This is a genomic window from Pseudomonas sp. GW456-L12 (assembly GCF_059424045.1).
Genome location: NZ_JBWKZA010000006.1, coordinates 217,067 through 230,375 on the forward strand (window position 1 = coordinate 217,067; position 13,309 = coordinate 230,375).

Annotated in this window: 8 protein-coding genes; all 8 read right to left on the bottom strand. The window is 66.9% G+C overall.

Annotated elements, in window-relative coordinates; genetic code table 11:
- Positions 1 to 101 precede the first annotated feature (101 nt).
- The 8 genes from AC07Y9_RS10450 to glgA all read right to left on the bottom strand — a co-directional run bounded on the left by AC07Y9_RS10450 (position 102) and on the right by glgA (position 12,927).
- Entirely contained in the window at positions 102 to 902 is an 801-nt protein-coding gene (locus AC07Y9_RS10450) for an endonuclease/exonuclease/phosphatase family protein (protein WP_102679985.1), read from the bottom strand.
- Between the two features lie 93 nt (positions 903 to 995).
- A complete protein-coding gene (locus tag AC07Y9_RS10455; RefSeq protein ID WP_007926788.1) occupies positions 996 to 1,751 on the bottom strand; it encodes a PIG-L deacetylase family protein in 756 nt (251 codons plus the stop codon).
- A 292-nt stretch (positions 1,752 to 2,043) separates the two neighbouring features.
- A complete protein-coding gene (glgX, locus tag AC07Y9_RS10460) occupies positions 2,044 to 4,212 on the bottom strand; it encodes a glycogen debranching protein GlgX (RefSeq protein ID WP_102679984.1) in 2,169 nt (722 codons plus the stop codon).
- 113 nt (positions 4,213 to 4,325) lie between these two features.
- Complete coding sequence (locus tag AC07Y9_RS10465; protein WP_102679983.1) at positions 4,326 to 4,661, bottom strand: DUF2934 domain-containing protein; 336 nt, start codon at positions 4,659 to 4,661, stop codon at positions 4,326 to 4,328.
- Between the two features lie 21 nt (positions 4,662 to 4,682).
- Positions 4,683 to 7,475 (bottom strand): malto-oligosyltrehalose synthase, encoded by a 2,793-nt coding sequence (locus AC07Y9_RS10470; RefSeq protein ID WP_102679982.1) that lies wholly within the window; start codon positions 7,473 to 7,475, stop codon positions 4,683 to 4,685.
- On the bottom strand, positions 7,472 to 9,553 hold the full coding sequence (gene malQ, locus AC07Y9_RS10475) for a 4-alpha-glucanotransferase (RefSeq protein WP_102679981.1): 2,082 nt from the start codon (positions 9,551 to 9,553) through the stop codon (positions 7,472 to 7,474). The genes AC07Y9_RS10470 and malQ overlap by 4 nt, the downstream gene beginning before the upstream one ends.
- Positions 9,550 to 11,346, bottom strand: a complete 1,797-nt coding sequence (gene treZ, locus AC07Y9_RS10480; protein ID WP_102679980.1) for a malto-oligosyltrehalose trehalohydrolase — start codon at positions 11,344 to 11,346, stop codon at positions 9,550 to 9,552. The genes malQ and treZ overlap by 4 nt, the downstream gene beginning before the upstream one ends.
- A 12-nt stretch (positions 11,347 to 11,358) precedes the next feature.
- Positions 11,359 to 12,927: a glycogen synthase GlgA gene (gene glgA / locus AC07Y9_RS10485; RefSeq protein WP_102679979.1), complete on the bottom strand. Its 1,569-nt coding sequence runs from the start codon at positions 12,925 to 12,927 to the stop codon at positions 11,359 to 11,361.
- Between the last annotated feature and the right edge of the window lie 382 nt (positions 12,928 to 13,309).

Below are 13,309 nucleotides of genomic sequence, written 5' to 3' on the forward strand. Positions count from 1 at the left end.
TGGCCGCTTCGTCGATCAGGCCGGCGACCGCGGTTGCCGGAGAAGCGAGAGTGGCCTGGTGGGCCGCCAGACAGATGATCCTCGAGGCCTGGGCGAAGGCATCAGAGGTGCACTTCCACCGCCAGCGGCAGGTGATCCGACAGGTGAGTCCAGGGCTTGTGCCCGAGGATCTTCGGTGCGTGGCTGCTGGCGTTGCGCAGGTAGATGCGGTCCAGGCGCAGCAGTGGCCAGCGCGCCGGGTAGGTCTTGGCCGGCCTGCCATGGTGGCGTTCGAAGGCTTCGTGCAGGTCGTCGCGGCGGGCGAGGGTGGCATTGCCATGCAACTGCCAGTCGTTGAAGTCGCCGGCGATGATCACCGGTGCATAGTCCGGCAGCGACTCGAGCAACTGGCACAACAGCGCCAGTTGCAGCTGGCGATGGCTTTCCAGCAGGCTCAGGTGCACGCAGATCGCGTGCACTTCGGCATGCCCCGGTACATCCAGCACGCAGTGCAACAGCCCGCGGCGCTCCGGGCCGGTGATCGAGACATCGAGGTTGCGGTACTGGCGGATCGGGTATTTCGACAGCAGGGCGTTGCCGTGATGGCCATCGGGATAGACCGCGTTACGCCCGTAGGCGAAGTCGCTCCACATGCTGTCGGCGAGAAACTCATATTGCGACTGCTGGGGCCAGTTGCCGTAGCGGCTGGCGTGGCGGTCGTGCTCGCCCAGCACTTCCTGGAGAAACACCAGGTCGGCCTGGGTGCTGCGGACCGCGTCACGCAGCTCCGGGAGAATGAAACGGCGGTTCAGGGCGGTGAAGCCCTTGTGGGTGTTGACGGTCAGGATGCGCAGGCGATGGACCGCCGGGGTTTCGTCTGGCGCTGCCGACGTGACCGGACGCCTGGTTGAATCGGTGCTCACGCTCACTCCTCGTAATCAGGGCGGTTACTCATGCGACTGACACTTTGCCGGTCAGTTCAGGTTTTCCCCCGGTCTGCCCGCATCGGGGCAGCCCTACATGAAAAAGATTTCGTAGGACTGGCGCAGCCGCTCCAGCACCACCGGCGTCAGGGTCGGGGCCAGGCCGATGCCCGGATCGCCCTGCAACTGGCTGGCATAGGCATGCGCCGCATGGCGCTTGCGGGCCACGGTCCAGGTGTCGAGGCGCAACTTGCGGGCGCGGTGCCAGGGCAGCAACTGTTCATCGCGCGCCGGCCAGTGCCAGGCCCACACCGGCACTTCGTGGAACGCCACGCCAGCCTGGGCCGCGGCCTTGGCGCTGGCCCGGCCGACGGCGTCGTGATCGTCGTTGCCGTCTTCGCGCCAGGTGCTGAACACCACGTCATCGGGGCGCAGGTAACGGCCAATGAACTGGCTCAACTGATGCTCGCGTTCCTGCAGCCCACTGTCGGCAAAGCCGCCGCGAATCCACTGCAGGCTGTGCAGGGGCAAACCCAGGCGGCGCAGGGCCTCGACACTTTCCTGGGGGCGGAACACGCTCAGGCGCCGCTCCGACCACAGGTCGGAGCCGGGGTGGCTGGCGCTGCCGTCGGTGATGGAAATCAGTTGCAGCGGATGGCCATGGTGGGCCAGTACCTGCAGCAGGCCGCCGCAGGTCAGCACTTCGTCGCCGGGGTGCGGGGCAATGACCACCGCACGAAATCCGGGCGGCACCAGGCTGGCAAGGTTGATGGAGGGGACGTCGAGCAGTTGGCGGGCGCCGTTCCAGACCTGCTCCGGCCAGTTGTCGCTCAGGGGTATGGATCTCATGGGTGTCACATCCTTGTTCCGGGGCAGTCGGCGCGCGGTGACGGACCGGGCCGCTTGGGTTCGCACCCGGTATCGGTCCGGGTGCCGGCGCTCCATACCTTGGATTGCCGTCTTGCAAGAGCGTTCAATCATACACAGCCGTTGGCCACCGTCGCAGGGGGCAGCGATTTTTTCCGATGGCGACGCTCAGCTGTTCAAGATAGCGGGGAATGGATATCCGGCACCATCGTACATGTGTCTGATGGGCTGGCCACTGCCCGCCATTCAATCCGGCAAATGGCCAATAACCTGTTCAATCGTCATCCTCGTGCTGCAGTTCGAACAGCAGCAGCGAGCGCCCGGTCACCGAGTACCGGTGGCCGAACTCGAAGCGTTCCTGGCCTTTCACCGAGGGCTGGTTGGTGTCGATCATGCAGGTCCAGAAGCCGCCGTCGGGCACTTCCGGCAGGCTGAAGTTGACGATGTCGTGATGGGCGTTGACCACCAGCAGCAGGGTCGCGTCGGCGCCGGGGCGGCGTATCCCGGTTTCCTGGGCGCGGCCGTCGAGCAGCATGCCCAGGCAGCGGCCGTGGCTGTCCTGCCATTGTTCGATGGTCATCTCGCTGGCGTCCGGGGCGAGCCAGGTGACGTCCTTGACCCCGATATCCTCGTTGTAGTTGCCCACCAGGAAGCGTCCGCGGCGCAGGATCGGGTAGGTCATGCGCAGCTTGACCAGGCGCTTGACGAACTTGAGCAGCGACTTGCCGTCCTCGTCCAGGTCCCAGTTGACCCAGCCGATTTCGCTGTCCTGGCAATAAGCGTTGTTGTTGCCGTGCTGGGTGCGGGCGAACTCGTCGCCGGCAACCAGCATCGGCGTGCCCTGGGCCAGCAGCAGGGTGGCGAAGAAATTGCGCATCTGGCGCAGGCGCAGCGCATTGATCTGCGGGTCGTCGGTGGGGCCTTCGACGCCGTGGTTCCACGACAGGTTGTGGTTGCTGCCGTCCTGGTTGTCCTCGTCGTTGGCTTCGTTGTGCTTGTCGTTGTACGACACCAGGTCATGCAGGGTGAAGCCGTCGTGGGCGGTCACGAAATTGACAGAGGTATAAGGCCGCCGGCCGCGCTGGTTGAACATCTCGCCGGAGGCGGTCATGCGCGCGGCGAAGTCGGCGAGCTGGCCGTCGTCGCCTTTCCAGAAGGCGCGCACGGTGTCGCGGAACTTGTCGTTCCACTCCACCCAGCCCGGCGGGAAGCCGCCCACCTGATAACCGCCGGGGCCGATGTCCCACGGCTCGGCGATCAGCTTCACCTGGCGCAGCACCGGGTCCTGGCGGCAGGCCACGAGGAAGCTGTGGCGCTCGTCGAAGCCATCGTGGTAACGCCCGAGAATCGTCGCCAGGTCGAAGCGAAAACCGTCCACGTGCATTTCCGTGGCCCAGTAGCGCAGCGAGTCGGTGACCATCTGCAGCACGCAGGGGTGGCTCAGGTCGAGGGTGTTGCCGGTCCCGGAATCATTGATATAGAAGCGTTTGTCGTCGGGCATCAGGCGGTAGTAGGAGGCGTTGTCGATGCCGCGCATGGACAGGGTCGGGCCTTGCTCGTTGCCCTCGGCGGTGTGGTTGTAGACCACGTCGAGTATCACTTCGAGCCCGGCTTCGTGCAGGTGCGCGACCATTTCCTTGAATTCGGCGATCTTGCCGCTGGCCAGATAGCGCGGGTCGGGGGCGAAGAAGGCGATGCTGTTGTAGCCCCAGTAATTGGTCATGCCCTTGTGCAGCAGGTGCTGGTCGTTGACGAAGGCATGGATCGGCAACAGCTCCACCGACGACACCCCGAGCTTGCGGATGTGCTCCAGCACGTCGTCGACCATCAGCCCGGCGAAGGTGCCGCGCACCGCCTCCGGCACCGAGGGGTGACGCATGGTGAAGCCACGCACGTGAGTCTCATAAATGATCGTTTTGTCCCAGGGCACGCTGACCCGATGATCGTGGCCCCAGGTGTGGGCCGGGTCGATCACTTTGCATTTGGGCACGAAGGGCGCGCTGTCGCGCTCGTCGAAACTGAGGTCGGCATCGGGGTGCCCGATGGTGTAGCCGAACAGCGCCTCGGACCATTTCAGCTGGCCCACCAGCTGCTTGGCATACGGGTCGATCAACAGCTTGTTGGGGTTGAAGCGATGACCGTTGGCCGGGTCGTAGGGGCCATGCACCCGATAGCCGTAGATCAGCCCAGGGTGGGCGTCGGGCAGGTAGCCGTGGAAGATCTCGTCGGTGTATTCCGGCAGTTCGATGCGTTCCAGCTCGACTTCGCCCGTGGCATCGAACAGGCATAACTCGACCTGGGTGGCATTGGCCGAGAACAGGGCGAAGTTGACCCCCAGGCCGTCCCAGGTCGCGCCGAGCGGGAAGGGCAGGCCTTCGCGGATGCGCGAGGGCTCGGTGGCTTGCGGGGTTTTCGGCGTGGCGGCTGCTTTGGCGGTGGTCATGGGTGCTCCTGCGAATCAGATGGGCGAATGGGCTCCCTGTGGCGCTCGGGCGCGCCACGCACATGGGCAAGGTCGGCAGTGGAGGGTGGCGCGAGCGCCTCGCGGCAGAGGCGTCAGCTGGCCGCTGGCTTGCGCGGTGCCCGCGGCTTTTTCGCCGCGCTGCTTTTGCCTCCGGGCGGCACCCTTTCTCCAGAAGGTAGCTTTTCTCCAGGAGGTACCACGGGTGCTGCCGCCGCGGGTTTGGCGACGGCCTTGGGCTTTGCCGCGGGCTTGCCAGGCTTGGCGCTGGCGGCGCGGGTCGCCCTGGGCGGCTTGCTCGGGGCCAGGGCCTCGGCTTCGGCCAGCTTGCGGGCCATTTCCCAATGCCGGTGTTCCTGGCCGTCGGGCCGGCCTTCCGATTCCCAGATTTGATAGGCGAACTCACGAATGCGTTTGTCGTCGGTACTCATCGCAATGCTCCTGAACTGAACTCAAGTTTGGATGAAAAGGTTGACCGGGAAATCCCGCAATGCGCTGCTGATCATCAGATCCTTGTGGGGTGTGACTGCCCCCGTGGAAAAAAGTCCCTTCAGGTTTTGTCCTGGCGCGGCGAATGGCAGATGCACACGCGTATCGCCCCAATCCGGCGCGTCGACCTGCGGTTGCGCGCCGCTTTCCAGCAGCCCGGCGACCAGCCTGGGCACAATCACCACGGCGCGCTGGCCCTGGTGTTCGCGCATGAAGGCCAGCACCTTGCCGGCGTGTCGGCCCTGTACCGGCAGCGGCTGGTAAGTGCCCCGGCGAAACAGCTGCGGGTACTCGCCCCGGCGCGCCAGCGTGGCGGCGATCAGGGCCTGCTTGATGCGCCCGTCACGCCAGTGGGCCAACAGTTCCATGGTTTCGCCGCAAGGGTCCAGAGCCTGCTGTCGGGCGGCGAAATCCACCGGGCGACGGTTGTCCGGGTCCACCAGGCTGAAGTCCCAGAACTCGTTGCCCTGATACAGGTCCGGCACGCCGGGCACGGTCATGCGCAGCAAGGATTGAGCCAGGCCGTTGAGGGCGCCAGCGGGCGCGATGACCTGGACGGCTGTGCCTATGGCGCTGCGCAACGGCAGGCCCTCGGGGCTGAGCAACAGGCGTTCGATGAAGTGGTGCACGGCACTTTCATAGGCCTCGTTGGCCGCCGCCCAGCTGCTGTGCAGCTTGGCTTCGCGCAGGGCTTTTTCCTGCCATTGCCAGAGGCGCTGGGCATAGTCGCGCAGGCCCTGGCGGTCGTCGCTGTGCAGTTCCAGCGGCCAGCTGCCGAGCAGGGCCTGATAGAGGATCAGCTCGTCGCCGGGCCCGGGCGCCTGGGGATCGCTGCGCAGGGCCTGGGCCAGGCTGCGCCAGTGTTCCACCTGTTCGACGTACCAGGGGCCGAGTTCGCTGAGTACCGCCAGGCGCGCGCGGGTATCTTCGCCGCGCTTGTGGTCGTGGGTGGCGCTGGCCAGCAGGTTGTCGGGGAAAGCCTCCAGGCGCTCGCGGCAGGCGGCGTGGAAATCTTCCACCGTGGCGCAGAACTGCTCGGTGGAAAAGCCGACGTCGTTGCGTGACAGCAGCACCGCCGAGCGATAGAGCGCGGTGTCTTCCACCGCCTTGGCCGCCGCCGGCGAGGTCAGTTGCTGGAAGCGCACGCAGGCATGCTTGAGCACCTTGCGCGGGCGCCCCGGTGGCAGCTGGCGCCAGCCGCGGCCGCCGAGCCACTGTTGCAGGTAGGCCAGCACCGGCCAGTCGGCTTCGCCCAGGGTGTCACGGGCGCCTTGCAGGGCCTGCTGGAAAAACCCCTCATCTGTCGCCGAGCGCCCGCAGGCACCGATGTAGGTGCGGTACACCGGGAAGTGCACGATCAGTTCCTGCAAGGCACGGCGAATGGCGCCGAGGGTCAAGTCGCGGCTCATCACATCGTTGCGCGCCACTTGCAGCAGGGCCTGGGCCACGCTTTCAAAATCGCTGGCCAGCGAGCCGTTGAGCAATTGCTGGCGCGCCAGCCGGGCCTCTTCGAGAAAGGCCGCCGGCCGTTCGCTGTGCCGACTCCAGAGTTCGGCCAGGGGGGCGGCGCCTTGCGGGTCGTGTTGCAGCAGCGACAGCTGGTTCATGAACTCATAGCCGGTGCTGCCGTCCACGCCCCAGTCGCGGCGCAGGGTTTCGCCAGCGCCGAGGATCTTCTCGACATAGATCGGCAAGTGCTGGCCGGGACGCAGGGCGTCGACCCGGCGCCGCAGTTTGCGGCAGTAGCCGCGGGGGTCGGCCAGGCCGTCGATATGGTCGATGCGCAGCCCGTCCACCAGGCCGGCGGCGATCAACTGGAAGATTTTGCCGTGGGTGGCCTCGAACACCGCCGGGCGCTCGACCCGTAGCCCACCCAGCTCGTTGACGTCGAAGAAGCGCCGCCAGTTGATGTCGTCCGCCGCGGTGCGCCAGCTGGCCAGGCGGTAGCTCTGCTGCTCCAGCAGGGCGTGCAGGCGGGCGAAGCCCTGCGGCTGGCGCGAATCGTAGCGCGCCAGGTGCTGCTCGATGGCCGCGCGGACCTGCGGTTCATGGGCGGCTTCCTGCAGTTGCTGTTGCAAGGGCTCGGCCTGGGTGTGGGCGTCGGACTGGTAGCGCAGGGTGCTGAAGGCATCGGCCAATGGCTTGAGACGTTCGGCCGGTTCGGCGTCCATCTCGCCCTGGAGCCGCAGCAGTTCGCCATAGTCGCTGGGGCAGATCGGGAAATGATGCTGGTAATGCTCGACATGAAACTCGCCCCGTTCGGCATCGAAGCACAGCCTCAGCGCGCCTTCCTGCAGGGCCACGCCGTAGTCGCTGCCGAGGAACGGCAGCAGCAACTGGCCTTCCAGCAAGGGGTCGGGGGAGTGCCACTGGATATCGAAGAATTCGCCGTAGGGGCTCAGGCGGCCCCAGCGCAGCAGGTCCTGCCACCAGGGATTGTCCGCGCCGCCGACCGCCATGTGGTTGGAGACGATATCCAGCAGCAGGCCCATGTCGTGCTGGCGCAGGCTGCGGACCAGGCGCTCCAGGGCGGCCTCGCCACCCAGCTCGGGATTGACCCGGGTCGGGTCGACCACGTCGTAGCCATGCATCGAGCCGGCGCGGGCGCACAGCAGCGGCGACGCGTACAGGTGGCTGATGCCCAGGCGGGCGAAGTAGGGCACCAGCGGCACCGCGTCGTCGAGAGTGAAGCCGCGATGAAACTGCAGGCGCAGGGTGGCCCGCATGGGCGGGCTGTGGTGCGTGGAATCCTTCATCGGTCGCGCTCGTGGGCCTGTTGCCGGGCGCAGGCCAGCAGCTCCAGGCGGCGCGCGGCGTCCGGGTCGTCGAGCAAGGCCGCGCTGCTGCCGGCCAGGCGCCGACGCCAGTTGGGATGGCTGTCGAGGGTGCCGGGCAGGTTGGCCTGTTCGTCGATGCCCAGGGCGTCCTCCAGAGGCAGCAGCACCAGCGGCGCGCGGGTATGGCCGAGGAAGCGCACGCTGGCGTCCACCACCTGATCGGCTTCGTGGGTGTCTTCACGAAAATTCTGCGGGTCGCGACTCAGGGCGTGGCGCAGGCCCTCGCGTTCGCGCTGGCGATGTTCGCGCCAATGGGTTTCGCCGCTTGCGTCCACCAGGCCCAGGCGCGCGCTCCAGTCGATGTCGCGGCCCTGCCACCAGCCGTTGAGGGTCGGCAGGTCGTGGGTGCTGGTGGTGGCCAGGGCGTTGTCCGGCCAGTCGAGGATCGGCCGGAAATGCGTGCCGTGCTCCTGCTCGAACAGCAGCACGCGCATGCCGAGCATGGCCCGCGCGCTGAGTTTTTCCCGCAGGCCGTCGGGCACCGTGCCGAGGTCCTCGCCGAGGACGATCGCCTGGTGCCGGTGCGATTCCAGGGCCAGCAGGCGCAGCAGGTCGTCCACCGGGTAATACAGGTAGGCGCCGTCGCAGGGCGGGGCGCCGAGGGGGATCACCCACAGCCGCTGCAAACCCATCACATGGTCGATGCGCAGGCCGCCGGCATGGGCGAAGTTGGCCCGGAGCATTTCGATGAAAGCGTGGAAGCCATTGCGCACCAGGCCCTCCGGGGAAAAGGCGGAAATGCCCCAGCCCTGGCCCTGGCGATTGAGAATGTCCGGCGGCGCGCCGACGGTCAGCGCCGCCAGCAGTTCGTCCTGGCGGCTCCAGGCCTGGCTGCCGCCGCCGTCGGCGCCCACCGCCAGGTCGGCGATCAGGCCGATGCCCATGCCGCTGCTGCGGGCGGTGGCCTGCACCCGCTCCAGGCAACGGGCGATCAGCCATTGGCAGAAGGCATAAAAGCCGATATCGGCAGCGTGCTCCTCGGCGAACTGTGCCAGCGCCGGACTGCGTGGGGTGCGCCAGGCGTCGGGCCATTCGCGCCAGTCGAGGCTTTCGCCGCGGGCCGCGCGCTGGGCCTGGATGGCTTCGAAGCGGCAGTGGTTTTCCAGGGTCTCGCCACTGGCGTGGCGGAAGCTGGCGAAGTCCTGGTGCAGCGGATGCTCGCCCTGGCAGAAGCCGTCATAAAGCGCGCGCAGGACTTTCTGCCGGGCCTGGGCCGCCACCGGCCAGTCGACCATCGGCTGTTGTTCCAGCTGTTGCAGTTGCGGCCCGAGGCCGCTGGCATCGATCGCGCTGCGCCAGGCCCGCTCGCCGAGAATGGTCCCGGGCGCGGCGTACAGGTTGTTGAGAAACAACCGGCTGGACGGCGAATAGGGGCTGTAGCGGCCGGTGTCGCTGCTGAACATGGCATGCAGCGGGCTGATGGCCACGGCCTCGGCGCCCCGTTCGCCGGCGACCCGGACCAGGTCTTCGAGCGCTTGGGTATCACCATAACCGCCGTCGCCTGCGCGGCGCAGCGAATACAGCTGCACGCTCAGGCCCCAGGCGCGGGGCGTGGCCTGGTCCACGGCGTCGGCGACGCTGTAGCAGCGCTCGGGCGCCACGGCCAGGGTGAAGTGCTGGCCGGCGATGCTCACCTCCTGGTAACCCACCGGCACCAGGCCCGGCAGCATGGAGTTGGCGTCCAGCCTGAGGTTGAGCACACCGCCGTCTTCCAGGTGGATTTCGCAGGGCGTGTCCGGGGCGAAGTAATGCCCCAGGTCCAGGCCCTGGCCGGCGTCGGCGGTCAGCAGCGGCGGCAGTTGCCGGCTCTGCTGCACCTGTAGCAGCTGGCGCAGGCTGGCTTCGATCTGCCGGTCGTTGTCGGCCGGATGCCCGAGGCTGGCCAGCACGGCGCGCAGCACCCGTGGCTCGACCCGTTGCGGGCGGCCGTTGGCGTCGATCCAGTCGACGGCCAGGCCGGCCCGGCTGGCGAGGATTTCCAGTTGCGCGTCGCTCATGGGTGTTCTCCGTCAAGGTCTGGCGTGGGGGCGACTGCGCCGAGGCTGACCAGCGCGCTATAGGGGGCGAGAGTGCCTTGGTGCAACCGCTCGAACGCCTGGGCCGGGTATTCGAACAGGCGCTGCGCCGCGCTTGGCGGCTGTTGCTCGACGTTGTGCGGGCTCAGGTTGAGGTCGATGCGCAGTTCCTGGCCATTGCCCAGGCGCCAGCGGGCACAGAGCGCGCCTTCGGCCAGCACCTCGGCGCCCAGGGCTTCGGCGCCGGGCAGGTAGGGCACGATGTGCTCGCGGCGCAGTTGCAACAGCTGGCGATACAGCGCCAGGGTCTGCTCGCCCTGGGCCGGGTCCGCCTGCGGCCTCGACGCGAGGAAGGTGTCCGGCGCGTTCGGGTCGGGAATCTGCTCGCGTTTATGCGGATCGGCGAAGGCGCTGAAGGCGGCGAATTCGCCGCGCCGGCCTTCGCGCACCGCGTCCGCCAGTTCGCCGTGGTGGCTGGTGAAAAACAGGAAGGGCTGCGGCGCCGCCAGTTCGTCGCCCATGAACAGCAGCGGGATCATCGGCGACAGCAGCAACAGCACCGTGGCCGCCTGCAATGCCTGTGGCTCGGCCAGGCGCACCAGGCGCTCGCCGAAGGCGCGGTTGCCGATCTGGTCGTGGTTCTGCAAAAACAGCACGAAGGCGCTGGGCGGCAAATGGCTGCTGGGTTCGCCGCGAGGGGTGCCGTGGCGGGTGACGTGGCCCTGATAGACGAACCCCTGGCTCAGGCAGCGCGCCAGTTTCTCGGTGGGGCGCTCGGCGAAGTCGGCGTAGTAGGCGTCGGTCTCCCCGGTGAGCAGCACATGCAGGGCGTTGTGGCCGTCGTCGTTCCACTGCGCGTCGAAGTGCTGCTCCAGCAGGCTGGCCTGGTTGTACTCGTTTTCCACGGTCAGCCAGACGTGCCGCGCCGGGTCGATCCGGCGGCGTACCCGCTGCGCCAGTTGGTGCAGGAAGTCCGGGTCGTCGATTGCATGCACGGCGTCCAGGCGCAGGCCGTCGAAGCGGTACTCCAGCAGCCACATCAGGGCATTGTCGATAAAGAAGTCGCGCACGGGCTGGCGGCGAAAGTCGATGGCCGCGCCCCAGGGCGTGTGCCGGTCTTCCCTGAAGAAGGCCTTGGCGTAGTGGTGCAGGTAATTGCCGTCGGGGCCGAAGTGGTTGTAGACCACGTCGAGTATCACCGCGAGATCCAGGCCGTGGGCGCTGTCGATGAGGTGCCTGAGGTCGTCGGGCGAACCGTAGGAGGCTTCCGGCGCATAAGGCAGGACGCCGTCGTAGCCCCAGTTGCGATCGCCGGGAAACTCCGCCAGGGGCATCAGCTCGATGGCGGTGATGCCCAGCTCGGCCAGGCGTGGCAAGTGTTTTTCCACTGCGCGGTAACCGCCGAGCACGCCCACATGCAGCTCGTAGATCACCGCTTCGTGCCACGGCCGGCCTTGCCAGTGCGGGTGCCGCCAGCGATAGGCCCGGGGATCGACCACCAGGCTGGGGCCGTCGATGTCGCCGTCCTGGGCCCGGGACGCCGGGTCGGGCACGCGGATCTGGTCATCGACATTGAAGCGGTAGCGGGTGCCGGGCGGGCACTGGCCGATGACCATGAACCAACCGTTGGCCTGGGGCAGCATGGGCAGCGACACGCCGTCTTCGAGTTCGACGCTGACGTGCTGTGCGTCCGGCGCCCAGAGGGCAAAGCGGGTGCGCTCGGCATCGAGCGCAGTAGCGCCGTGGGGCCAGGTTTCCAGAGTCCTTGACGGCATCCAGGGGCCCTCTCAGGGTTTGGCCGATTTTCCCAAGGCCTTGGCCACCAGCTGTTCATAGAGTTCGGCGTAGGGTTCCACCGCCTTGCACCAGTTGAAGGGCGCGGCCATGGCCCGGCAGCGCATGGCGTTGAGCAACTGCGGATAGGCGAACACCTTGAAGGCGCGGCCCAGGGCCTCTTCGTAGCTGGCCACGGTGGATTCGTCGAACAGAAAACCGGTGACGCCGTTCTCGATGGTGTCGGCCAGGCCGCCGGTATTGCGCGCCACCGGCAGCGAACCGAAGCGCTGGGCGTACATCTGGCTCAGGCCGCAGGGCTCGTAGCGCGAAGGCATCAGCAGGAAGTCGCTGCCGGCGAACATGCGGCGGGCGTCGGTTTCGTTGAAACCGATGTTCACCCCGATGCGCCCGGGGAAACGCGCGGCCAGGGCGCGCATGGCCTGTTCTTCCTCCGGCTCGCCGCGGCCGATAATCGCGATCTGGCCGCCGGACTTGACGATGTACTCGGCCACGCCTTCGGTAAGGTCCAGGCCTTTCTGGTAGACCAGCCGCGAGACCACCGCGAACAGCGGGCCGCTGCTGGGGTCGAGGCCGAACATCCGCCGCACATGGGTGGCATTGGCGGCCTTGCCTTGCCAGTCGCCAATGGCGAAGGGGGTGGACAGGTGCGGATCGGTGGCGGCGTCCCAGCTTTCGTCGATGCCGTTGGGGATGCCGCTGAGCAGGCCTTGCTGGGTCTTGCTGGCGAGGAAACCGTCAAGCCCGCAGCCGAAGGCCGGGGTGGTGATTTCCTGGGCATAGGTGGCGCTGACGGTGGTGATGTGGCTGGCGTAGGCCATGCCCGCCTTGAGGAACGACAGCTTGCCGTAGAACTCCATGCCTTCCTGTTGCAGGGCATGTTCGGGGATGCCCAGCTCCGGGCAGGAAGCCAGGCTGACCACGCCCTGGTACGCCAGGTTATGGATGGTGAACAGGGTCGGCGTGCGTTGCCCGCGCCAGTGCATATAGGCCGGCGCCAGCCCGGCGGGCCAGTCATGGGCGTGCACCAGGTCCGGGCACCAGTGGATCTGTGCCAGGTTGGCGGCGATGTCGGCGGCGGCCAGGCCCAGGCGGGCGAAGCGGATATGGTTGTCCGGCCAGTCGCGGCCGTTGTTGGCGCCGTAGGGCGAGCCTTCGCGCTCATAGAGTTCGGGGCAGATCAGCACATAGATCACCAGGCCGTCGGGCATGTCCATGCGCCCGATCTTGCAGGCCGGCAGGGCCGCGTGGCCGCCCAGCTCGCCAATGATATGAATCGGGTTTTCGCTGTGCATCACCTGCCGGTAGCCGGGGATCAGCAGGCGTACATCGTGCAGGTGCGCCATGGCGCGGGGCAGGGCGGCCGACACGTCGCCCAGGCCGCCGGTCTTGACCAGGTCGGCGATTTCCGAAGTGACGAACAGGACCTTCTTGCGATTGGGGTTGTGGCGGATCAAGGGCAGTGACGTCTTGCCACCTGGGGCGAGAATCGATGTGGAGACCGTTTCACCGGCCAGCGGCAGAGGATGCTTTCCCTGGGTTTGCAATACGGCACTGGTCATCTGTTTCTCCCGTTTTATTGATCTGTTCCTGGCATCTGCCGGCGGTGTCAAAAGGCCAATCCGGTGGCCGGGCACAAAAAACGTTGCGCATGCGAAAGCCGAACGCAGCCTCATGCGTCGACGCAAAGAGGGTGAAGGGGCCATTGCAAGGATTGCACCAGTCGCGAAGGCCCTACCTTTAACCTGACCCAAGGCGTGAGCCAAAAGTTTCGACTTTATTTCCCTGGGAGTGACTGTCCGGTCACTTTTCGAATTCCAGTCTAGGACAGAAGTTAGAGCGCGGGCGTGACGATTAGGTTTTCTCGGGACGAAGGTTGCGCTGCCCCGGAATAAAGCCGACGAAAGGCAGTCTCGCGCACCGGCCGGGGGCGAGGTTTTTTCG